This window comes from Janibacter melonis (assembly GCF_003721155.3).
GTDB lineage: Bacteria > Actinomycetota > Actinomycetes > Actinomycetales > Dermatophilaceae > Marihabitans > Marihabitans melonis.
Genome location: NZ_CP044548.2, coordinates 2,859,630 through 2,880,117, shown reverse-complemented (window position 1 = coordinate 2,880,117; position 20,488 = coordinate 2,859,630). Strand labels below are relative to the sequence as shown.

21 protein-coding genes are annotated in these 20,488 nt (G+C 74.3%); 16 read left to right on the top strand and 5 right to left on the bottom strand.

The annotated features are described in order from the left end of the window. Positions 1-65: 65 nt before the first annotated feature. From EEW87_RS13795 to EEW87_RS13785, 3 genes are read left to right on the top strand one after another with little or no spacing between them, the layout of a single operon-like run. A complete protein-coding gene (locus tag EEW87_RS13795) occupies positions 66-473 on the top strand; it encodes a VOC family protein (protein ID WP_123092495.1) in 408 nt (135 codons plus the stop codon). A gap of 5 nt (positions 474-478) precedes the next feature. Then, entirely contained in the window at positions 479-1,057 is a 579-nt protein-coding gene (locus EEW87_RS13790) for a DinB family protein (RefSeq protein WP_123092496.1), read from the top strand. Next, on the top strand, positions 1,054-1,710 hold the full coding sequence (locus EEW87_RS13785; RefSeq protein ID WP_123092497.1) for a maleylpyruvate isomerase family mycothiol-dependent enzyme: 657 nt from the start codon (positions 1,054-1,056) through the stop codon (positions 1,708-1,710). Before EEW87_RS13790 ends, EEW87_RS13785 begins: the two co-directional genes overlap by 4 nt. Here the strand turns inward: EEW87_RS13785 and EEW87_RS13780 are convergent. Further along, positions 1,707-2,912: an MFS transporter gene (locus EEW87_RS13780; RefSeq protein ID WP_123092498.1), complete on the bottom strand. Its 1,206-nt coding sequence runs from the start codon at positions 2,910-2,912 to the stop codon at positions 1,707-1,709. The two genes, EEW87_RS13785 and EEW87_RS13780, sit on opposite strands and share 4 nt — an antisense overlap. Positions 2,913-2,988: 76 nt before the next feature. On the opposite strand from EEW87_RS13780, the gene EEW87_RS13775 reads away from it, so the two are divergent. Continuing rightward, positions 2,989-3,768 carry an NAD-dependent epimerase/dehydratase family protein gene (locus tag EEW87_RS13775; RefSeq protein WP_123092592.1) on the top strand — a complete coding sequence of 260 codons (780 nt, stop codon included), beginning with the start codon at positions 2,989-2,991 and terminating at the stop codon, positions 3,766-3,768. A 9-nt stretch (positions 3,769-3,777) separates the two neighbouring features. On the opposite strand, the gene EEW87_RS13770 is transcribed toward EEW87_RS13775, so the two are convergent. The 3 genes from EEW87_RS13770 to EEW87_RS13760 form a co-directional block, all read right to left on the bottom strand. Beyond that, complete coding sequence (locus EEW87_RS13770) at positions 3,778-4,725, bottom strand: SDR family oxidoreductase (protein WP_123092499.1); 948 nt, start codon at positions 4,723-4,725, stop codon at positions 3,778-3,780. A gap of 99 nt (positions 4,726-4,824) precedes the next feature. After that, positions 4,825-7,533 carry a phosphoenolpyruvate carboxylase gene (gene ppc, locus EEW87_RS13765; protein WP_123092593.1) on the bottom strand — a complete coding sequence of 903 codons (2,709 nt, stop codon included), beginning with the start codon at positions 7,531-7,533 and terminating at the stop codon, positions 4,825-4,827. Between the two features lie 31 nt (positions 7,534-7,564). Continuing rightward, positions 7,565-8,329: a DUF1361 domain-containing protein gene (locus tag EEW87_RS13760; protein ID WP_123092500.1), complete on the bottom strand. Its 765-nt coding sequence runs from the start codon at positions 8,327-8,329 to the stop codon at positions 7,565-7,567. A gap of 62 nt (positions 8,330-8,391) precedes the next feature. Between EEW87_RS13760 and EEW87_RS13755 the strand changes: the two genes are divergently transcribed. Together EEW87_RS13755 and EEW87_RS13750 are read left to right on the top strand one after the other, a co-directional pair. Beyond that, positions 8,392-9,219, top strand: coding sequence for a hypothetical protein (locus EEW87_RS13755; protein WP_123092501.1), 828 nt, complete (start codon positions 8,392-8,394; stop codon positions 9,217-9,219). A gap of 12 nt (positions 9,220-9,231) precedes the next feature. After that, the gene (locus tag EEW87_RS13750; protein WP_123092502.1) at positions 9,232-9,750 is read left to right on the top strand and encodes a hypothetical protein; all 519 of its coding nucleotides are present in this window, start codon (positions 9,232-9,234) and stop codon (positions 9,748-9,750) included. A 12-nt stretch (positions 9,751-9,762) separates the two neighbouring features. Here the strand turns inward: EEW87_RS13750 and EEW87_RS13745 are convergent, their stop codons facing one another. Next, a complete protein-coding gene (locus tag EEW87_RS13745; RefSeq protein WP_123092594.1) occupies positions 9,763-10,245 on the bottom strand; it encodes a flavodoxin family protein in 483 nt (160 codons plus the stop codon). 173 nt (positions 10,246-10,418) lie between these two features. On the opposite strand from EEW87_RS13745, the gene EEW87_RS13740 reads away from it, so the two are divergent. The 10 genes from EEW87_RS13740 (at position 10,419) to EEW87_RS13695 (ending at position 20,467) form a co-directional block, all read left to right on the top strand. Further along, positions 10,419-11,222 (top strand): SAF domain-containing protein, encoded by an 804-nt coding sequence (locus EEW87_RS13740; RefSeq protein WP_123092503.1) that lies wholly within the window; start codon positions 10,419-10,421, stop codon positions 11,220-11,222. Next, positions 11,222-12,019 carry a CpaE/TadZ family protein gene (locus EEW87_RS13735; RefSeq protein ID WP_191564058.1) on the top strand — a complete coding sequence of 266 codons (798 nt, stop codon included), beginning with the start codon at positions 11,222-11,224 and terminating at the stop codon, positions 12,017-12,019. The genes EEW87_RS13740 and EEW87_RS13735 overlap by 1 nt, the downstream gene beginning before the upstream one ends. After that, positions 12,012-13,667: a TadA family conjugal transfer-associated ATPase gene (locus EEW87_RS13730; protein ID WP_123092504.1), complete on the top strand. Its 1,656-nt coding sequence runs from the start codon at positions 12,012-12,014 to the stop codon at positions 13,665-13,667. Before EEW87_RS13735 ends, EEW87_RS13730 begins: the two co-directional genes overlap by 8 nt. Next, a complete protein-coding gene (locus EEW87_RS13725; RefSeq protein ID WP_229300246.1) occupies positions 13,664-14,536 on the top strand; it encodes a type II secretion system F family protein in 873 nt (290 codons plus the stop codon). The genes EEW87_RS13730 and EEW87_RS13725 overlap by 4 nt, the downstream gene beginning before the upstream one ends. Continuing rightward, on the top strand, positions 14,533-15,447 hold the full coding sequence (locus EEW87_RS13720; protein ID WP_123092505.1) for a type II secretion system F family protein: 915 nt from the start codon (positions 14,533-14,535) through the stop codon (positions 15,445-15,447). Before EEW87_RS13725 ends, EEW87_RS13720 begins: the two co-directional genes overlap by 4 nt. Positions 15,448-15,571: 124 nt before the next feature. Continuing rightward, positions 15,572-15,784 carry a hypothetical protein gene (locus tag EEW87_RS13715; RefSeq protein WP_205473734.1) on the top strand — a complete coding sequence of 71 codons (213 nt, stop codon included), beginning with the start codon at positions 15,572-15,574 and terminating at the stop codon, positions 15,782-15,784. After that, the gene (locus tag EEW87_RS13710) at positions 15,781-16,269 is read left to right on the top strand and encodes a TadE family protein (protein ID WP_123092506.1); all 489 of its coding nucleotides are present in this window, start codon (positions 15,781-15,783) and stop codon (positions 16,267-16,269) included. The genes EEW87_RS13715 and EEW87_RS13710 overlap by 4 nt, the downstream gene beginning before the upstream one ends. Then, positions 16,266-16,700, top strand: a complete 435-nt coding sequence (locus tag EEW87_RS13705) for a TadE/TadG family type IV pilus assembly protein (RefSeq protein WP_123092507.1) — start codon at positions 16,266-16,268, stop codon at positions 16,698-16,700. The genes EEW87_RS13710 and EEW87_RS13705 overlap by 4 nt, the downstream gene beginning before the upstream one ends. A gap of 3 nt (positions 16,701-16,703) precedes the next feature. Beyond that, entirely contained in the window at positions 16,704-17,156 is a 453-nt protein-coding gene (locus EEW87_RS13700) for a TadE/TadG family type IV pilus assembly protein (RefSeq protein ID WP_123092508.1), read from the top strand. Further along, positions 17,153-20,467: a LysM peptidoglycan-binding domain-containing protein gene (locus EEW87_RS13695; protein WP_123092509.1), complete on the top strand. Its 3,315-nt coding sequence runs from the start codon at positions 17,153-17,155 to the stop codon at positions 20,465-20,467. The genes EEW87_RS13700 and EEW87_RS13695 overlap by 4 nt, the downstream gene beginning before the upstream one ends. Positions 20,468-20,488: the final 21 nt, after the last annotated feature.

Below are 20,488 nucleotides of genomic sequence, written 5' to 3'. Positions count from 1 at the left end.
AGGGCTCGGTCCTAGTCTCGGCGCCTGGCCGTCGACGAGGACGGCCCCGACGAGGAGACACTGCGATGGCGACGCTCAACCCGTATCTCACCTTCCCCGGCACCGCGCGCGAGGCGATGGAGTTCTACCGCTCCGCCCTCGGCGGCGAGCTGTCGGTCTCGACCTTCGCCGAGATGGGCGACCCGGGCAACGAGGGGGTCATGCACTCCCGCCTCGACACACCGACCGGGCTGTCCCTCATGGCGAGCGACATGGCCCCCGGCACCGAGGGCACGCCTGCCATCGGCGACGCGATCACGCTGTCCATCAGCGGCGGGCCCGACGACGACCTGCGTGGGTGCTTCGAGCGCCTGGCCGAGGGCGGTCAGGTGACGATGCCGCTCGAGCGGCAGATGTGGGGCGACGACTTCGGCATGCTCGTCGACCGCTACGGCATGCCGTGGATGGTCAACATCGCCGGCGAGCAGAGCTGAGCGGCGTGACGACGAAGGAGGTCCTGCACGGCTACGTCCGCGAGCAGCGTCAGGCGATGCTCGCCAAGCTCGACGGGGTGAGCGAGGCCGACGCGCGGCGCCCACGCACCGTGACGGGCACCAACCTGCTCGGCGTGCTCAAGCACTGCGCCCTCATGGAGCTGGGCTACCTCGGCGACTGCTTCGGGCGGCCCGCGGGCATCGCCTACCCATGGGATGCGCCCGGCGCCTCGCTCGACGACAACCTCGACTTCTACGCGACGGCCGACGAGTCGATGGCAGACGTCCTCGACCTCGCGCACCGGGCCTTCGCCCACGCCGACGCGACGGTCGGGGCGCTCGACCTGGACGCGAGGGGGTTCGTGCCGTGGTGGGGACCGGAGGGTCGTGAGGTGACGCTCGACCAGATCATCGTCCACCTCGCCGTCGACGAGGCTCGTCACGCCGGCCACATGGACGTCCTGCGCGAGCAGCTCGACGGGTCCGTCGGCCTGCGCCGCGCGGGCGACAACCTGCCGGAGCAGGGCGAGCGGTGGTGGGCCGACTACGTCGCCCGCCTGCACGAGATCGCCGACACACGATGAGCGAGATCTGGCCCCTCGTCCACGCCGAGCGGCGTGCGCTCGTCGACGACCTCTCCGGCCTCGCTCCGTCGCAGTGGGACACGCCCTCCCTCGCGCCCGGCTGGAGCGTGCACGACGTCGCCGCTCACCTCGTCGACAACGCGCTGACGACCCCCGTCGGCCTGCTGCGCGCCATGGTGCGGGCGAAGGGGGACCTCGACCGGCAGAACACCGCGGGCGTCGCCGCCCAGCGCGGGGCGACGCCGCAGCAGACCCTCGCTCGGCTGCGCGAGGTCGTCGACCGCACGAGCGGGCCACCGACATGGCTGGCCTCGCTCGAGTCGCGGCTCGTCGAGGAGGTCGCCCACGGCGAGGACATCCGTGGCGCGCTCGGGATCCGTCGGGCCTACCCGGCGAAGACCCTCGAGGGTGCCGCGCGCTACCAGGCGAAGACCCCCGACGCCATCGGCGGCGGCCGCTCCGTCGCCCGGGCGGTGCGGCTGGTCGCCGACGACACGGACCTCGTCGTCGGCCAGGGCCCGGAGGTGCGTGGTCCCGCCCTCGCGATCGTCCTGCTGCTCAGCGGTCGCCGGCACGCCGTCGACGAGCTGCACGGGCCGGGGTTGTCGTCGATCCCCGCCCGGCCGGTCGGGGGCGGGTCCGTCTCCGGCTAGGCCGTCTCGGGCGCGACGACGCCGGGGGCGCTCTCGCGCGCCCGCAGCCACGGGCCGATGGCCAGAGCGGTGATCACCCCGGTGACGGCGAAGGCGGTCGTCCACCCGAAGCGGTCGGCGACGACCCCGATGAGGATCGGCCCGATGATCGCTCCCGCGTCCTGAGCCATCTGGAAGCGGGCGAGGACCCGCCCTCCGGCCCGCTCGCTGCCGACGACGTCGGCGACGGCGGCCTGCTGCGAGGGGTTGAGCAGCCCGGCGCCGACGCCTGCGACGACGCACAGCACGAAGAGCACGTCGAGGCGCTGACTCGTGCCGACGAGCCCGATCCCGACGGCGGTGATCGCGAGGCCGGCGAGGGCCAGAGGGCGCCGTCCGATGGTGTCCGACCACCGGGACGCGACCTGCAGCGCCGCGGCCGTGCCGACGGCAGAGATGGCCAGCGCGGCGCCCGCGACCCACGTCGCGTCGTGGATCGCGACCGCGAACTGCGGCAGCACGGCGACCCGGACCCCGAAGCTCGACCACCCGTTGGCGAAGGAGGAGGCGAGCGCCGCGCGGTAGGTCGGCGAGGCGAGCGCCTCGGAGACGAGCATCGTCGGGCGCGACTCGCCGTCGGACACGCTGCGCAGCCGGGTGCCGCCGAGGAAGACGGCGACGACGCCCGCCGCGACGAGCAGGGCCACGGCGTACAGGACGAAGGGGACCCGCAGGCCGAGCTGGGCGAGCAGCCCGCCGATCACCGGGCCGAGCATGCCGCCGAGGAGGAAGGAGCTGGCGTACGCGGACGACACCCGGCCACGGATGCGCGGCGGCGCCAGACGCACGAGGAGCGACATCGCCGAGACGGTGAAGAGGGTGGACCCCAGACCGCCGACGCCGCGGAAGACGAGCAGCTGCCAGTACGACTGGGCGAAGGCGGTCGCGAGCGAGGACAGCGCGACGATCACGAGCCCGGCGAGGTAGACCGGCCGCTCCCCCAGCCGCGAGACGAGTGACCCGCCGGCCGGTGCGAAGACGAGCCGGAAGAAGGCGAAGGCCGAGACGACGACCGAGGCCGCCGCGACGCCGACGTCGAAGCTGCGGGCGTAGGCCGGCAGGACGGGGCTGATGAGACCGAAGCCGACGGCGATGACGAAGGCAGCGGCGACGAGGACCCAGATCTCACGGGGGATGCGCTCCGGGGCGCTCGAGCTGGACATCGTCGGTCAGCCTACGTCCGCGGATCGGGTCCGCCCCTTCGCCCGACGGGCCCTCGCCGGACGTGAGACTGGGGCCATGACCCGACGCATCCTCATCACCGGTGCCACCGGAGGCATCGGCCTCGTCCTGTCCGACCGGCTGCGCGACGACTACGACGTCGTCATGCACGGCCGCACCCCGCGCACGCCGGAGCAGGAGCGCGAGCTGCGCGAGGCCGACCTCACCGACTACGACGAGGTCCGCGCCCTCATGGACGGCGTCGACACGGTCGTCCACCTCGCCGGGGCCGCGTCGCCGGAGTCGACGTGGGACGACGTGCTCGGCGCCAACGTCGTCGGCACCCGCAACGTGCTCGAGGCGGCCCGCGACGCGGGCGTGCGCCGGGTCGTCTACGCCTCCTCGAACCACGTCCTCGGCATGTACGACCGCGACGAGCAGTGGCCGGTGGGCCCGACGGACCTGCCGCGGCCGGACTCGCTCTACGGCGTGACGAAGGTCTTCGGCGAGACGCTCGGGCGCTACTACCACGACGCGCACGGGATCTCCGTGCTGTGCCTGCGCATCGGGTGGGTGAGCCCCGACCCGACCGAGACCGACGTCGAGCTGCTCCGCGCCATGTGGCTCAGCGAGGACGACGCCGAGCGCGTCTTCCGCTGCGCGATCGAGGTCGAGGACGTCGGCTACGGCCTCTACTACGCGATCTCGGACAATCCCGACCGTCGCTGGGACGTCACGAGCACGATGCTCGAGCTGGGCTACCGCCCCCAGGACCGCTGGACCGACCACGTGCCCGAGGGCGAGCAGGTCGTCCCCGGCGGCGCCAGCACCCCCGACGACTGGCCGAAGGGGTCCTGAGCCGGACGCTCAGCGGTAGTCCGCGACGTCTGGCGTGCTGCCGTCCTCCATGGCCGTGATGTACGACCACGCCCGCGGCTGCGAGCCGTCGGCGTCGCGCACGTCGTACTCGGCGGCGAGCACCTCCGAGGTCGTCGAGAGCTGGTTCCACCGGGTCCGGCCCTCGTCCGCGGCGACGGCCGCGACGCACCGCCCGACGAGCAGGGGCGACTCGGACACCGCGAAGGCCTCGGGCGCCACACCACCCCGCCCGGTGTCGGTCCAGGCCTGCTGCCAGGTCTCCTCGTCGACCCCGAAGGCGTCCAGCATCATCTCCGAGCGCAGCCAGCCCGGGCTCACGGCCATCGCGGTGCCCCCGTGCTCGGCGAGCTCGTGGCCCAGGCTGTGCGCGAGCCGGGTCAGCCCGGTCTTGACGAGGTCGACGTAGGCGTTGATCCGGTAGCGGGTGTCGTTGTAGGCCGCGTCGCCGTCCGTGAGCTCGACGTGCAGCCCGCCGGGCGTGCGGTGGAGCAGGTCGAGCGCGTACGTCGCCGTGAGGAGGTGGGTCTCGATCCCGCCGCGCAGGATCCGTCGCCCGGTCTCGACGTCCTGGGCCCACACCGGCTGGTCCCACTCGCCGTGGAGGTGCTCGCCACCCAGGCTCGACACGCTGATGTCGAGACGCCCGTGGACCTCGCGGATGCGCTCGACGAGGGCGCGGACGCTCGCCTCGTCGGCGTGGTCGACCTCGGCCCAGACGCCCTCGCCGCCCGCTGCGGTGACGAGCTCGGCGGTCTCCTCGACCGTCTCGGGACGGTCGTACTCCGAGCGCCGCTCACGCGTCGTGCGCCCGGTGCACCAGACCGTCGCCCCCGCCTCGCCGAGAGCGCGGGCGACCCCTCGCCCGGCGCCTCGGGTCGCACCGGACACCAGCGCCACCCGCCCGGTCAGCGGTCGGTCCCCACCACTCGCGCTCATGGCACGACGGTAGGGCCTGGCACCGACGACGACCAGGCCGGCGGCGAAGGGGGGACGAGCCCCCCCTTCGCCCCTCGCCCGGTCACCTCGGGGCCGAGGTCACCCCGTGTTGCGCATCCCCGCGGCGATGCCGGAGACCGTGTGCAGCAGCGCCCGGCCCAGGCGCGGGTCGTCCTCGCCGTCGCGCTGACGGCGCAGCAGGTCGACCTGCAGGTGGTGCAGCGGCTGGAGGTAGTGCTCGCGGATCTCGAGCGTCGTGCGCAGCGTCGGCTCCCGGTCCAGCAGCGCCGCGTCGCCGGTGACCCGCAGGACCTCGGCGACCGTGCGGTCGAGCTCGGCGGCGATGTCGTCGAGCGTGCCCTCGCCGTCGGGCGCGAGCGCGGCGACGTACTGCCGGGCGATGCCGAGGTCGGTCTTGGCCAGCGTCATCGCGACGTTGTCGAGGAAGGAGCGGAAGAAGGGCCAGCTCTGGTACATCTCGCGCAGGGTCTCGAGGTCCTCGTCGGCCGCGGCCAGGCCCGAGCCCACGCCGTACCAGCCGGGCACGATCTGCCGGCTCTGGGTCCAGCCGAAGACCCACGGGATCGCGCGCAGGTCGTCCAGCCCCGCGTCGGCACCGGGCCGGCGCGAGGGACGAGACCCGATCCGCAGCTGCCCGAGCAGGTCGACCGGCGTCGCCGAGAGGAAGTACCCCGCGAGGCCCTCGCGCTCGGTGAGCTCGAGGTAGCGCTCCTGCGCCGCCCCGGCCACCCGGTCCATGAGCGCGTCCCAGCGCTCGGTCTCGTCGGCGCTGCGCCGGTGCTCGCGGTGCAGCACGCTCGCCTCGAGCGTCGCGGCGATCATCAGCTCGAGGTTCTGCCGGGCGAGGACGGGCAGCGCGTACTTGTCGGAGATGACCTCGCCCTGCTCGGTGATCTTCACCTCGCCGGCGACGGTGCCCGCGGGCAGCGCGAGGATCGCGTCGTACGTCGGGCCACCACCACGCCCGACGGAGCCTCCGCGGCCGTGGAAGAAGGTCATCCGCACCCCGAAGCGGGCGCCGAGGTCGGTGATGACCCGCTGCGCACGCTGGATCTGCCACTGCGAGGCGGCGATGCCGCCCGACTTGTTCGAGTCCGAGTAGCCGAGCATGACCTCCTGGACGTCGCCGCGCAGGCGCACGACCTCGCGGTAGGACGGCTCGGACAGCAGCGCGGTGATGATCTCCTGCGCCTTGCCGAGCTCCTCGACGGTCTCGAGCAGCGGCACGAAGCCCACCCGGGCGACCCCGGCCTGGATGTCGACGAGACCGGCCTCGCGGCCGAGGACGACCGCGGCGAGCACGTCGTCGGCGTGCCGCGTCATCGAGATGATGTAGCTCTCGACCGTGCGCGCCCCGAAGGAGTCGAGCGCCCACACGACCGCGTCGAAGGCCCGCGCCGTCGTCACCGCGTCGCCCTCGAGGGGCAGCGGACGACGGGCCAGCGGCCGCCGGCCGGCGAGCTCGGCCCCGAGCACCCGCATCCTGCCGGGCTGGTCGAGCGCCGCGTACGGCTCGTCGAGGTCGCCGGTGAGGTCGAGCAGCTGCCCGACGGCGTCGTGGTGCTTCGCCGAGTGCTCGCGCACGTCGAGCGCGGCGAGGGTCAGACCGGTCGAGCGCACCGTGCGCACGAGGCGCTCGAGCTCGCCCGCGGCGACGAGCTCGCCCTGGTGCTCGCTCACGGAGCGGTGCAGGACGAGCAGGTCGTCGAGCAGCTCGACGTCGTCGGCGTAGTCCTGGCCGGGCACGTGGGCCTCGGCCCGGCGCACCCGCTCCTGCGTGAGCCCGAGGCGCACGCCGACCGCGGTGAGGTAGAGCCGGTAGGGCTCCTGGGCGTTGAGCCGGCGGTAGCGCAGCTCGATCTGCGGCAGCTGGTCGAGCATCGTCGCCAGGCGCTCGTCGAGCTCGTCCGACGTCGTCGAGAGGTGGTCGCTCACCGACAGGTCGCGCCGCAGCACGTCGACCCGGTCGCGCAGCAGCCCGATGCCGTGGACCGCCTGCAGGCTGAGCACCTCACGGGTCACCTCCGGCGTGACGTTGGGGTTGCCGTCGCGGTCGCCACCCATCCACGTGCCGAAGCGCAGCGGCACGGCGTCGAGCGAGAGCCCCGCCCCGGCCTCGCCGAGCTCGTCGCGCAGCTCCTCGACGACGTCGGGCACGGCGGCCCGCGAGAGGCCCTCGAGGTAGTAGATGCCGTTGCGCGCCTCGTCGGTCGGCTCGGGAGCCTCGACCCGGATCTCGTCGGTCGCCCACAGCAGGTCGATGCTCTCGGCGAGACGTCGCGTGCGTCGCGTGCTGTCGGGCTCGTCGAGGAGCGCGGCGATGCGGCGCAGCTTGTCGAGCGTCGAGCGTCGGGTCACCTCCGTGGGGTGCGCGGTGAGGACGGGGCGCACGCACACGCGGGCCGCCTCCTCGCCGAGCCGCTCGCCGTCGATCCCCGCCGCGCGGATGCGCTCGACCGCCTGGGCGATCCAGCCGCCCTCCCGGGCGCACTGCTCGACGAGCGCCCGCCCGCGGTGCACCTGCTCGGTGACGTTGGCGAGGTGGAAGTACGCGGTGAAGGCGCGGGCCACCTTCGTCGTGAGGTCGAGGTCGATGGTCGGCAGCTGGGCGAGCGAGCCCTCCTTCGAGTGCGCGCGCACCTCCTCGACGAGGTCGAGCAGCTCTTGCCCCTCGGCCCGCACGAGCGTCTGACCCAGCAGCGAGGTGACGAGCCGGATGTCGCGACGCAGCGCGTCCTCCGGCACCGCGGTGCCCGTCGTGGGGTCCTCGGTGGTGAGCGCACCCATGTCGATCTCCCTTCGGTCGGTGCCGACCACGCTAGTCAGCGCGAAGGGGGCCGCGCGCCGGCGTCCGCGAGGGCGGCACGGCGGTGCGCCGCGCCGGGCCGAGCAGGCCCGCCGCGAGCATCCACGTGAGGACGTAGCTGACGAGCAGGAGGACCGAGAGACCGAGGACGAACTGCAGGAGGAAGGGGTTGCCCAGGGGGTCCGAGGCGCGGCTCAGCACGACCGAGACGAGCCCGCCGGGGTTGGTGACGACGTCCCAGGAGTTGAAGCGCGGGAAGCGGCCGAGGTAGACGCCGACGGCGCTCAGCGCGAGCACGAGGATCGCGCCGACCCAGCCCGCGGCGGGCCCCAGGCGACGCGCCACGACCCGGTGCACGAGGACGAGCGAGACGAGGCCGAGGGCCAGACCGGTCCCGGCGAAGGTGGCGATGAGCGCCGCGTCGAACCACAGCGGCACCCCGGCCACCGCGCCGAGGTGGATGAAGTCGGTGAGGATGTACGGCGCGTTGGGCAGGAAGGCGAGCCACACCGCGCCGACTCCCAGGAGCAACCAGCCCGGCCGGCCATCGCGGTCGAGGGTCCCGATGAGCAGGGCGAGCACGTACGGCACCCAGGCGAGGAAGAGATTCCACGCGAGGAAGCCGAAGACGAGACCGCTGCCCTCGCCGACCCGGTCGGCCCGCAGCGCGACGAGGCCGCAGGCGGCGAGCGAGCCGAGGACGAGCAGCGTCGTGACCACGGCCACCCATCGGGTCGCCGGGCGGGTGCGCGCAGGGGTGGACGTCAGGCCGCTCATGCGGCGCCAGCCTAGGGGCGTGGCCTGGGCGCGAGGTGGGAGCGTGCTGGCAGGATCGGCGCATGGACCTCGACGAGGCGGTGGGCGAGCTCTACGGGGGCGGGCTCGGCGACTTCGTCGCGGTGCGCACCCGCCTGGCCAAGGAGGCCGGTGGGGACCTGGGCCGCGAGATCAAGGCCCTGCGCAAGCCGACGGTCACCGCATGGCTGCTCAACCTCTTCGCCCGCCGCTCCCCCGAGCTGCTCGCCGAGGTCGGCGAGCTCGGCGAGCGGATGCGCTCGGCCCAGGGCGAAGGGGACGCGGCCGCCCTGCGCGACGCGCGTCCCGAGCGGGACGCCCTCGTGCGACGGGTCGTCGCGGCGACCCGAGAGGTCGCGAAGGGGGAGGACCGGCAGCTCTCCCCCGCGGGCGAGGACGAGGTCGCCGCTACCGTCGTCGCCGCCCTGGCCGACGAGACGAGCCAGGCGGCGCTGGCGTCGGGGATGCTCGTGCGGGCCCTGCGCTACTCCGGCTTCGGCGAGGTCGACCTCGACGACGCGGTCGCTGCGCGAGCTCGGCTGCGGGTGCTGCCCGGGGGCGCGGCCGGCGCCGGTCGGGGCGAGGGGGTCGAGACCACCGACGAGGAGCAGACGCAGGACCCCCCGGAGCCCCCGGAGCCGCCGGAGGCGGCCGAGCTGCGCGAGACCGAGCTGCGGCTGCAGACCGTCGAGGCCAAGGTCGACCTGGCGACCTCGCAGCTCGCCGAGGCAGAGGAGGCGCTCGCCCGGGCTCGGGAGGCGGTGGCGCAGGCACGCGAGCGGCTGCGCACGCAGACGACGCAGCGCGAGCGGCTCACCAAGGAGGCGACCCGGCTGCGGCGTGCCTGCGCCCGAGCAGCCCGGCGGCAGTAGACAATCGCAGGCATGACCGAGCGCGCCACCACCCGACCCGAGACCTCCGCGAACGACTACGGCGTCCTCGAGGCCGAGATGCTCGCCGCCTGGTTCGACGTCGACACCGACGACGTCGAGACCGCGGTCATCCCGCGCCTGGCCCTGGGCCACCACGTCGTCGTCCCCGTCGAGCTGCCCGCCGGCGCCACGACCGCCCCGGTCTCGCAGGCACCCACGACGGCACCCGCTGCCCCCACGGCGGCCCCGCCCGCCCCCGCCGCTGCACCGGCTCCGTCCCCCGTGGCTTCCCCCTCGACCCGCCACCGCCACGCGAGCGCCGAGTCGCTCGACGCGGTGCGCCGCAACCAGGTCGCCCTCGCCGTCGTCGTCACCGCGATCGTCCTGCTCGGCGCCGTCGTCGGGCTGATCGGCGGCTGGGTCGCCCTCGCCGGCTACGCGCTCCTCGTCGGCGGGCTGCTCCTCGCCCAGCACCTCCTCAACCGTCGCTACACCGCCCGGCACACCCGGCACGTCCCGCGTCACGGCTGAGACCGACCGGGCTCAGCCCAGCAGCGCCGCGATCGTCGCGGCGAGCTCGCGCACCCGCGCCCGGGCGTCGTCGTCGACGTCGCCGAGCACCTCGACGTCCGCCGACGCCTGCGTCCAGCCGAGCGCCCCGACGATGCCGTGGACCGAGCGGACCGCGCCTGTCGTGTCGTAGCGCCCGTGCACGTAGAGCCCGAAGGGGGTGCGCCGCGGCGTCCCCGCCGCGCCCTGGCCGTCCGCGTCGAGAGCGCCGCCGACGGCGAGGAAGGTGCTGTCGAAGAAGTGCTTGAGCGCGCCCGACATGTAGCCGAAGTTCGCCGTCGTGCCGAGCACGTAGCCGTCGGCGTCGAGCACGTCCTGCGCCGTCGCCTCGAGCGCGTCGCGCACGACGACCTCGACCCCCTCGATCTCGTCGTCACCGGCGCCTGCGAGCGCTGCGTCGAGCAGGGCGCGCATCGACGACGTGGGCGAGTGGTGCACGACGAGCAACGTGGCCATGCGGTCATGCTGCCAGCGAGGCGGGCCGACCCCGTCGTCGCGGACGGCCGACATCGCCAAAACCCAACGGCTGCGCGGGTACCGGGGACCCTCACCGTCGCATAGCCTGAGCGCGCTGGAGCAGGGGGCTGCGAGGCTCCCCCACCCGAACCCGCCCTCAGGAGCCCGCGAGCATGAGCATCCCGACCGAGCAGATCCCGCCCGAGCAGACGCGGTCGACCCGGCGTGACGGCGACGTCGCCGCGGCCCCGCCGAAGCTGCGCCGGCGCCCCATGCTCATCGCCGTCTCGGTCATCCTCACCGCGGTCGGCGCGCTCCTCGCCGCGTACCTCCTCACCGAGATCGCTGGCACCAACGAGGTCGTCGCGGTGCGCGAAGGGGTGTCGCGCGGCGAGCAGATCACCGCCGACGACCTCGTCATGGCCAACGTCAGCTACGACAGCGCGGTCCGCCCGCTCCCGTGGTCCGACGCGCGCAAGCTCGAGGGGCTCTACGCGCAGTACGACCTCGCGCCGGGCTCGATCGTCACGCAGGACGCGGTGACCGAGGAGCTCGACGTGCCCGCCGACACCTCGGTCGTCGGTCTCTACCTCGAGCCGGGACGCATGCCGAGCGACATCCTGCGCAACGGCGACCAGGTGCGCGTCGTCTACTCCCTCGACGAGGACCCCGCGGCCAACCCCGACGAGTACCTCGGCTACGTGACGAGCACCCGCCCCGCCACCGACGCCCGCGGGATGATCGTCGACATCCTCGTGCGCGCGGACGACGCCCCTCGGGTGGCCGCCGCGTCGGGCACCGGCAACGTCTCGCTCGTGCTGAACACCCGCGACCGGGCCGAGCAGGACCTCAACGCCAAGACCGACGGCTTCCCCGTCGACGGGGCGCCGGCGGACGTGCCCGCGGGGTCGACGTCCCCGAGCGGCTCCAGCTCCTCTGGCAGCAGCTCCCCCACCTCCAGCGGGTCGAGCAGCTGATGGCGGTCATCACCCTCTTCTCCGCCGCGGGCGCGCCCGGCGTGACGACGACGGCGCTCGGCCTGGCCCTGGCCTGGCAGCGCCCCGTCTACCTCGTCGACGCCGACGCGACCGGCTCCCCCGCCGTCCTCGCCGGCTACCTCCAGGGCCAGGCGGCGCACGACCGCGGGCTCGTCGAGCTCGCCGTCGCCAACCGGGTCGGCAACCTCAACGCCGCGATCGCCACCGTGGCCATGGAGATCCCCGGCTCCCCCGTCTCCTTCGTCCCCGGCATCCGCTCGCACCAGCAGGCCGCGTCGCTCGTCAACCTCTGGGAGCCGCTCACCGGGGTGCTGCGCGGGATGGAGCAGCGGGGCATGGACGTCGTCGTCGACGCCGGCCGCATCGGTGTGGCCCACTCCGCCCAGCCGCTCGTGCGCTCCGCCGACCTCTCCCTGCTCGTCGTGCGCTCCGACCTGCCGGCCGTCGCCGGCGCCCGCTCCTGGGCGAAGGCGGTGCGCGAGCAGCTGCTGAGCACCGGCTCGGAGGAGAGCCTGGGTCTCGTCGTCGTCGGCTCGGGCCGCCCCTACAGCGCCCGTGAGATCCGCAAGGTCCTCGGGCTGCCGGTCGTCGCCGAGATCGCCTGGGCGCCCGAGGACGCGCTCGTGCTGTCGACGGGGGCGCAGCCGGGCAAGAAGTACGCCTCGGGCGCCTTCCAGCGCAGCCTCGCCGCCGCCGTGAGCTCGGCGCAGGGCGTCATCGCGACGAACCGGCAGCGCCTCAGCTCCGTCCAGCGGAAGGCCGACAGCAATGTCTGAGCACGGACCGACCGACCCCACCTCGCTGCCGCTCTTCGCCGGGGGCGACCTCGACGAGCCGGCGCCGCAGGACGCCGACGTCTCCGCCCGGCTCGCCGCGGGTGCGGGCACCTCCTCGCCCTACGCCCGCCACACCGCCGCCCCTCGACCGGCCGTGCCGTCGGTGCCGGGCGACGCCGGCAGCGCACCCCTGCCCGAGGTCGGCCCCCCGCCGTCGGGCACCTTCGCGCCGGACGCCGCGCCGCTGCCCCCTTCGTCGCCCGCACTGCCGTCCGTGAGCCGGGTCCAGGGCGGGTCCCTGCCCGCCGAGGCCGTCCACGGCAGCGACATCGACTGGACCCAGGTCGCCGACCTGCGCACCCAGGCCTCGGAGATGCTCACCGGCGCGCTGCACGACCGGAGCAACCTCACGACGGCGCAGCAGCGTGAGCTCGGCCGGGCGATCATCATGGAGCTGCTGCAGACCACCGCCGCCGAGCACCTCGCCACCGGTCGGCGTGCGTGGTCGCTCGACGAGCAGGAGCGGGTCGCCGAGGCCGTCTTCAACGCGCTCTTCGGGCTCGGACGGCTGCAGCCCCTCGTCGACGACGAGCGCGTCGAGAACATCGAGATCACCGGGTGCGACCAGGTGATGCTCGAGTACACCGACGGCACGCTGCGGCCGGGCCCGCCCGTCGCCGAGACCGACCAGGAGCTCATCGACTTCCTCGTCTTCCTCGCCAGCCGCTCCGAGGTCAACGCCCGGCCCTTCTCCGAGGCCCAGCCGCGGCTGCACATGCGGCTCGACGGCGGTGCCCGTCTCGCCGCGACCGCCTGGGTCACCCCGCGACCCTCGCTCGTCATCCGGCGCCACCGGCTGCGCGAGATCACCCTCGAGGAGCTCGCGCAGCGCGGGATGCTCGACATGACGGCCGTGTCCTTCCTGCGCGCCGCGGTCCGGGCGAAGAAGAGCATCGTCGTCGCCGGCCCCCAGGGCGCGGGCAAGACGACGATGGTCCGTGCGCTGTGCGCCGAGCTCGACCCGTGGGAGCGGATCGGCACCTTCGAGACCGAGTACGAGCTGCACCTGCACGAGCTGCCGGAGAAGCACCGGCGGATCGTCGCGTGGGAGTCGCGGCCCGGCTCCGGCGAGGTCGGCCCCGACGGGCGCCAGGCCGGCGAGATCCCGCTCGACGACCTGCTCTACGACTCCTTCCGTTTCAACCTCTCGCGCCAGATCGTCGGAGAGGTCCGCGGGCGCGAGGTGCTCGCGATGATCAAGGCGATGCAGTCAGGCTCGGGGTCGATCAGCACGACCCACTCCGCCAACGCCGTGGGCGCGATCCGCAAGCTCATCACCTGCGCGATGGAGGCCGGCTCGCACGTCACCGAGGCCTACGCGCAGCGTGCCATCGCCGAGCACATCAACGTCATCGTCCAACTGCACCTCGACACCCAGTCCTCGCCCGACGGCGAGTCCCGCCGCGAGCGCTACATCAGCGAGATCGTCGTCGTGCAGCCCGGCGAGGACGGGGCGGCGACGACGCACGTCTACCAGCCCAACCCGAACGGCGGCCCGCCCGTGCCGGGCGTGCTGCCCGACGACTACCGCGAGCTCGAGCGCTACGGCTTCGACATCGCCGACTACTTCGCCCGGAGCTCGGCGTGATCTGGCTCTGGTCGCTGCTCGTCGGCGCGATCTTCGCGCTGGCGGTCGTGACCTTCGTGCTCGGCGTGCGCAAGACCCCGGTGCGGGTCAAGCAGCCGGCCGTCGCCCGCGCGCGGGACGACTCGCGGTGGGGTCGACTGCCCAGGCGCACCCAGCAGCTCGCCGTCGCCTCGGTCGTGCTCGGGCTCGTCATCGCGCTGCTCACCGGCTGGGTCATCGCCATGGTCATCCTGCCGGCCCTCGTCCTCGGCCTGCCCTGGCTGCTCGGGTCGGGCGACGCCGACCAGCGCATCGAGCGGCTCGAGGCGATGGAGGAGTGGACCCGCTCGCTCGCCGGTGTCCTCACCGTCGGCGTCGGTCTCGAGCAGGCCATCATCGCGACCCTGCGCAGCGCGCCCAAGGCCATCCAGCCGGAGGTCCGCCTGCTCGCCGCCCGGCTGCGCGCCCGCTGGCCCACGGGCGATGCGCTGCGCGCCTTCGCCGACGACCTCGACGACTCCACCGGCGACCTCCTCGCCGCCAACCTCCTGCTCGGCGCCCAGCGTCGCGGTGCAGGCCTGGCCAGCGTCCTCGAGTCGGTGGCGATGTCGGTCGCCGAGGACGTGCGGGCCCGCCGGATGATCGAGGCCGACCGCGCCAAGCCCCGCGCGACGGCCCGCTGGGTCACGATCATCACGATGGTCGTCCTCGGCGTCCTCTTCCTCACCAACGAGTACGTCGAGCCGTACAAGAGCGGGGTCGGGCAGATCGCCCTGGGCTTCCTGCTCAGCCTGTACGTCGCCGCCCTCGTGTGGATGAAGCAGATGGCCAAGGGCAAGGAGCTGCCCCGCTTCATCGGGACGGCCGTCGCCGAGGAGGCCGACGCATGACCACCGGCGACCTGCCCCTCATGCTCCTCGCCGGAGCCCTCGTCGGGCTCGGCCTGTCGATGCTGCTGTGGCGCGTTCGACCCGCCCAGGTCGACCTCTCCTCCGCGCTGGACCGGCTCTCGCCGGAGCGCTCGCTCGCCGAGGAGGACCGCACGCAGCGCGCGGGCACGGACGCCGATGCGAAGGACACGCTCGGCCGCTGGGCCATGCGCACGCTGCCGCTCGACGCGCTCGGCGCGGTGCCGACCAAGGAGCTGGCCCTCCTGCGCATCCCCGTGCACCGCTTCTTCGGCGAGAAGGTGCTCTTCGCCGTCGTCGGGCTGGTCATCCCCTTCGCGCTGATGATCCTCTTCTCCGCCGTCGGGCTCGCCGTCCCGGTCTTCTTCGCGATCATGGGCGCGCTGCTCCTGGGCAGCCTGATGTTCTTCCTGCCCGACTACAACGTGCGCGACGACGCCGCGAAGGCGCGCAAGGAGTTCGGCCGGGCGCTCGCCTCCTACATCGACCTCGTCGCGCTGGAGCGCAACGCCGGGTCCGGCCCGCGGCAGGCGATGGAGATCGCAGCGGGCATCGGCGACGCGTGGGTCTTCCGCCGCATCGGCGAGGAGCTGGCCCGGTCGCGCTGGTCCGGCCAGCCCCCGTGGGACGCGCTGCGCAAGCTCTCCGACGACCTCGGGCTGCCCGAGCTCGCCGACCTCGCCGACATCATGCGGCTCTCCGGCGAGGAGGGGGCCCAGGTCTACACGACCCTGCGCGCCCGCAGCCAGAGCATGCGCACCGCCGAGCTCAACTCCGCTCTCGCAGAGGCGAACGCGACCGGCGAGCGGCTCTCGATCCCGATGTCCACCCTCGGCCTGATCTTCATGGCCATCCTCGTCACCCCCGCGCTGCTGCGGATCATGGGGTCGTGATGAGACCACCGACGACGGGGACTCTTCCCCGTTCCACCGCAGGGTCGCACCCCGTTACCCTCAGCATGCCGGGGGTTCGGTCTGTCGCCCCCGCGCGCCCTCGAACCCCAGAGCAGGAGCAGCCATGATCGCGCTGATCACCACCCTCCAGATCCTCGGCCTGCGGGCCACGGACCACACCGCCGACCAGGTCGACGTCCTGCGGCGGGCACGAGAGGACCGCGGCTCGGTGACCATCGAGCAGGTGCTGTGGGCGGTCGCCGCCATCGCGATCGCCGGTCTCGTCGTCGTCGCCGTGCGCGGATTCGTGACCGACAAGGCCAACGAGATCAAGTGACGCGCGGGCAGGGGGCGCGCGCCCGCCGGGCGCGCGAGCGAGGGTCGGTCTCCATCGAGATGGTGATCCTCTTCCCCCTTGCCCTCACGCTGCTCTTCGTCACGGTCCAGGGCGCGATCTACTACCACGCCCGCGGGGTGGCCATGGCCTCCGCGCAGGAGGGTGCCCGCGACGCGGCGGCGAAGGGGTCGAGCGACAGCCTCGGCCAGGAGGCGGCGATGTCCTTCGCCGGGCGAGCCGGTGGCGACGGCATCCTCGGCTCGCCGGAGGTGAGCGTCGAGCGCACCGACGACGCGGTGACGGTGACCGTCACGGGCACGACCCTGTCGGTCATCCCCGGCTGGGACCCGAAGGTCACCCAGTCCTCGACCCGCCCGCTCGAGGACTTCTCGGCCCCCCGCAACCCGGTCAACCCCGACGGGGTCGGCGAAGGGGGACCCGAGGACCCGGCAGAGCCGCTGCCGATCGGCGGTGCGGGCCCGTGACCCGGCGTGCACAGGTGCGCGACGAGCGGGGGTCGACCTCGATCGAGCTCGTCATCCTCGGCCCGGCCTTCGTGCTGCTCCTCGCGATGCTCATCATCGGCGGACGGGTCGCCATCGCCAAGCAGGCGATCGGCAACGCCGCCTCCGAGGCGGCACGCTCTGCCACGCTCAGCCGCGGCGAGGACGCCGCGACGGCCAACGCGCAGCGCGCCGCCGACGAGTACCTCGCCGAGCAGGACCTCCAGTGCCGCGGGACCCCGGCCGTGACGGTCGACCTCGCGGCCTTCCGCACCGACCCCGGCACCCCGGCCGAGGTCGCCGTGACCGTCAGCTGCCAGGTCGACATCTCCGGGGTCGAGATCCCGGGCCTGGGCGACGTGACGCTCGAGGGCTCGGCGACGAGCCCGCTCGACGTCTACCGGGAGCGCTGAGTCGTGGCCCGTCCCCCCCTTCGCCGGCGCGTCCGCGACGACCGCGGGTCGCTCTCGGCCTACTTCATCAGTGCGACCCTGGCCGTCATCCCGCTCCTCGGGCTCGTCGTCGACGGCGGCGGCCAGGTCCGGGCGACGCAGCGGGCCGATCTCGTCGCCGACGAGGCAGCACGTGCGGCCGGCCAGCAGATCGAGGCCGGCGACGCGATCCAGGGCGACCGCGTCGTGCTCGACAACCGCTCGACCCAGGCCGCGCGCGACTACGTCGTCGCTCAGGGTCTCGAGGTCGACTCGGTCGTCCTCGAGCCGGGAGGTCGCGAGATCACCGTGCGGACCCGCGCGACCTACGAGCCGGTCTTCCTCGGCGCCATCGGCCTCGGCCCGTGGACGGTCGAGGGCGAGTCGACGGCCACCCTGGCCCAGACCGATCTCGACGGCGAGGAGTACCGGCGATGAGACGTCTGCGGGGTCTGCTCGCGCTCGTCGGGATCCTCGCGATCCTCGGCGGCGTCCCGTGGCTGCTGCTCGCGATCGGGGCGAGCCCCGTGCCGTCGTCGACCCCGCAGGTCGGCGAGATCTGGGACGCCGTGCGCCAGCCCGCCGATGGCGCCGTCTTCCGCACGATCTTCACCTACGCGGCCTGGCTGGCCTGGCTCTTCTTCGCGCTGTGCATCGTCGTCGAGGTCGTCGCCCGGCTCGCCGGCGCGCAGGCGCCCGACCTGCCGGGCCTGTCCCTGCCGCAGGGCATGGCCCGCAGCCTCGTCGCGACGGCCGCCCTGCTCTTCATCGCCGCTCCGGCCGTGACGAGCGTGGCCGGCAGCGCGAGCGCGTCCCCGGGCGGCGGTGCGGCGAGCGCCGCCACGGCCAGCGCGACGGCGAGCGTCGTCGCCGACCAGGCGGGCGGGGCGGCGGCGGTCGCGAGCACGACCGCCGAGACCGGCATCGGTGCGGCCGACGACGCCGCGAGCTCCGTCGAGGCCGCACCGGAGGTCGCCACCCGGACGCACACGGTCGCGCGGGGCGAGACGCTGTGGTCGATCGCCGAGCAGCACCTCGGCGACGGCGCCCGGTACGACGAGATCCTCGAGCTCAACCCCGGCATCTCCTCGCACTGGATCACCCCCGGCGCCGAGCTCCAGGTCCCCGACGAGACGCCCGCGCCCTCCGCCGACGACGCCGGTCACGAGGTGACCGTCCAGCCCGGCGACACCCTGTGGGAGGTCGCCGAGGACGAGCTCGGCGACGGCTCGCGGTACGACGAGATCGCCCAGGCCTCCTCGGACCTCGAGCAGCCCGGTGGCGAGCGGCTCACCGATCCCGACCTCATCAAGCCCGGCTGGCAGCTCTCCGTCCCCGGCGGCACGGGGTCCGACGGCACGGGGTCCGGCGGCGCCGACTCTGACAGCACCGCGTCCGACGCCGGGACCGCGTCCCCCGGTGCGGCCCGGTCGGCCGAGACCGCGCCGTCCACGACGGCGCCGTCCTCCCCCACGACCGACGACGACCCGACCGCTGACGTGCCGGATGACCTGGGCGCCGAGACCGCCGCCGATGCCCGGTCCGCGGTCACCGCGGGCGACGCCGCGACGACCGTCGGGCAGACCGCGGCTGCCACCCCGGCGACCGGCGAGTCCTCCGAGACCGCCGACCCGGTGCTCGTCGCCGACCCCGACGACGGCTGGGCCGGCACGGCCATCGGCATCGGCGGGCTCACCGCCGTCGGCCTGCTCGGGCTGCTCGGCGCGGCCCGCCGACGGGGCCTGCGAGCCGGGCGCCGGACGAGCGAGACGACGCCGCTCGAGGGCACCCTGCGCCTGGCGGCGGAGGGCCACTCCCGCGACACGGTCGACCTCGCGCTGCGCGACCTCGCCCGGGCGGCCGCCGCCCAGGACGTCGCGCTGCCTGGCCTGCAGTCGGTGCGGCTGACCCGCCACCACGTCGACGTGCAGCTCGACAGCCCGCTCGTGCTCCCCGCGCCGTGGACGTCGACCGCCGACCCCCGGGTCTGGACCCTGGCGGCGGAGCGCGCCCGTGGGCTCGACACCCTCGCCCTGGCCCAGGTGCCCCCGCCGTACCCGGCGCTCGTCTCCCTCGGGACCGACGCCGAGGACGCCCACGTGCTCGTCGACCTCGCGCACGCGCAGACCCTCGCCGTCGTCGGCGAGCAGCGCACGACCCGCGCGGTCGTCGCCGCCCTCGCCCTCGACCTCGCCGGCAGCGCGTGGGCCGACCGGACGACGATCACCGTCGTCGGCGGCGACCCCGCGCTCGTCGACGCCATCGGCTCTCCCCGCCTGCGGCACGTGCCCGACGCGACCGGCTACTTCGTCGCCGCGGGCGTCACCGCTGAGACGACGGCGCGCGAGGTCGTCCTCGTGAGCGGCGAGCCGAGCGCGGCCGACCGCGACCGTCTCGTGCGGGCGGCAGCCAGCTCGCCGCGCATCGCCCTCGTGCACACGAGCGAGACCCCCGTCGACGGTCTGTGGTCGCTGTCGGTGGGCGCCGACCCCGACGCCGCGGTCCTCGCCCCCAGCCAGCTGCAGCTGCGCGCCCAGCGTGCCGACGACGCCGCGGTCGCCGCCGTCGTCGAGCTCTTCCAGCTCGCCGTGCAGTCCGACGACTACTGGGCACCGGCGCAGGAGCCGACGCTGGCCACCGTCGGCGCCGCCGCGGCCGCGATGGGCTCGCCCGGCGTCGTCCTCGACGACGACGGCCGGGTCGTCGTCAGCAGCGAGGACGACCAGCCCACCCGACGCCACGTCGACGAGATCACGGCGGCGCGACGGGTCCCCCTTCGCTGGAACACCCCGGTCGTAGCGACCTCAGGGCGGTCTGCCGAGGAGGACACCGCCGCCCTCGTCGAGACCGTGCGACGGGCGACCGACAGCTCGTGGACCGCGACGGCGAGCACTCCCCGCTGGCTGAGCAACCAGGTGACACCGACCCCCGGGGTGCCGCTGCCGCCGGTCGTCGACTTCCCGCTGCGCGACGCCGACCTCGCCGCGCAGGTGGCCGGGCCCGTCCTTCGCCTCCTCGGCCCCGTCGACATCGACCACGGGCCCGATGTGCGCGAGGTGCACCGTGCGCGGCTCACAGAGCTGGCGGCCTACCTCCACCTCCACCCCGGCGCGAGCGACGCCGAGCTCGACGACGCGATGTGGCCCAACCGCAGCGGGCACGACCACGCCCGCGCCCGGCTCGGCGCCCTCGCCGCGCTCGGCGACTGGATCGGCGAGCTCGCGCCGCAGCGCGGTGCCCACGACCTCACCGGGGCGCCCGAGTCGGGCCGTGCAGCCGCTGCAGCGCTGCCGTCCGACTGGGACATCTGGCAGCGCCTGCTGCCCGGCGAGACCCGCTCGGCCCAGACCACCGACCTCGAGCAGGCCCTCGGTCTCGTGCGCGGGCGCCCCTTCGTCGGGTCGCGATCGCGCCACTACCTCTGGGCGGTACCGCTGCGATCGACGATGATCGAGGCCATCTGCGAGGCCGCGGCCGAGCTCGCCCGACGCCGTCTGCTCGAGGGCCGGGTGAGCGCCGCGTACGACGCGACCGTCGTCGGGCTCACCGTCGAGCCGCACGCCGAGCCCCTGTGGCGCCTGCAGGTCCTCGCCGCCCACGAGCTCGACGACGAGCTGCTCGAGGGCGCGGTCGCCGGTCTGCGCGAGCTCGGCGGCACCGACGACGCCGACCTCGACACCGGGTCGCGCCGGCTGCTCGAGCAGGTCGACCAGCTCGAGCGCACCCATGCCGTGCGAGGCGTCGGATGACCTCACCGAAGGAGCACCGCC

What these genes read in the sequence shown, in the direction of transcription:
- EEW87_RS13795 (WP_123092495.1), top strand. Translation starts at nt 66, where the DNA reads ATGGCGACGCTCAACCCGTATCTCACCTTCCCCGGCACCGCGCGCGAG.
- EEW87_RS13785 (WP_123092497.1), top strand. Translation starts at nt 1,054, where the DNA reads ATGAGCGAGATCTGGCCCCTCGTCCACGCCGAGCGGCGTGCGCTCGTC.
- EEW87_RS13780 (WP_123092498.1), bottom strand. Translation starts at nt 2,912, where the DNA reads ATGTCCAGCTCGAGCGCCCCGGAGCGCATCCCCCGTGAGATCTGGGTC.
- EEW87_RS13775 (WP_123092592.1), top strand. Translation starts at nt 2,989, where the DNA reads ATGACCCGACGCATCCTCATCACCGGTGCCACCGGAGGCATCGGCCTC.
- EEW87_RS13770 (WP_123092499.1), bottom strand. Translation starts at nt 4,725, where the DNA reads ATGAGCGCGAGTGGTGGGGACCGACCGCTGACCGGGCGGGTGGCGCTG.
- ppc (WP_123092593.1), bottom strand. Translation starts at nt 7,533, where the DNA reads ATGGGTGCGCTCACCACCGAGGACCCCACGACGGGCACCGCGGTGCCG.
- EEW87_RS13760 (WP_123092500.1), bottom strand. Translation starts at nt 8,329, where the DNA reads ATGAGCGGCCTGACGTCCACCCCTGCGCGCACCCGCCCGGCGACCCGA.
- EEW87_RS13755 (WP_123092501.1), top strand. Translation starts at nt 8,392, where the DNA reads ATGGACCTCGACGAGGCGGTGGGCGAGCTCTACGGGGGCGGGCTCGGC.
- EEW87_RS13750 (WP_123092502.1), top strand. Translation starts at nt 9,232, where the DNA reads ATGACCGAGCGCGCCACCACCCGACCCGAGACCTCCGCGAACGACTAC.
- EEW87_RS13745 (WP_123092594.1), bottom strand. Translation starts at nt 10,245, where the DNA reads ATGGCCACGTTGCTCGTCGTGCACCACTCGCCCACGTCGTCGATGCGC.
- EEW87_RS13740 (WP_123092503.1), top strand. Translation starts at nt 10,419, where the DNA reads ATGAGCATCCCGACCGAGCAGATCCCGCCCGAGCAGACGCGGTCGACC.
- EEW87_RS13735 (WP_191564058.1), top strand. Translation starts at nt 11,222, where the DNA reads ATGGCGGTCATCACCCTCTTCTCCGCCGCGGGCGCGCCCGGCGTGACG.
- EEW87_RS13730 (WP_123092504.1), top strand. Translation starts at nt 12,012, where the DNA reads ATGTCTGAGCACGGACCGACCGACCCCACCTCGCTGCCGCTCTTCGCC.
- EEW87_RS13720 (WP_123092505.1), top strand. Translation starts at nt 14,533, where the DNA reads ATGACCACCGGCGACCTGCCCCTCATGCTCCTCGCCGGAGCCCTCGTC.
- EEW87_RS13715 (WP_205473734.1), top strand. Translation starts at nt 15,572, where the DNA reads ATGATCGCGCTGATCACCACCCTCCAGATCCTCGGCCTGCGGGCCACG.
- EEW87_RS13695 (WP_123092509.1), top strand. Translation starts at nt 17,153, where the DNA reads ATGAGACGTCTGCGGGGTCTGCTCGCGCTCGTCGGGATCCTCGCGATC.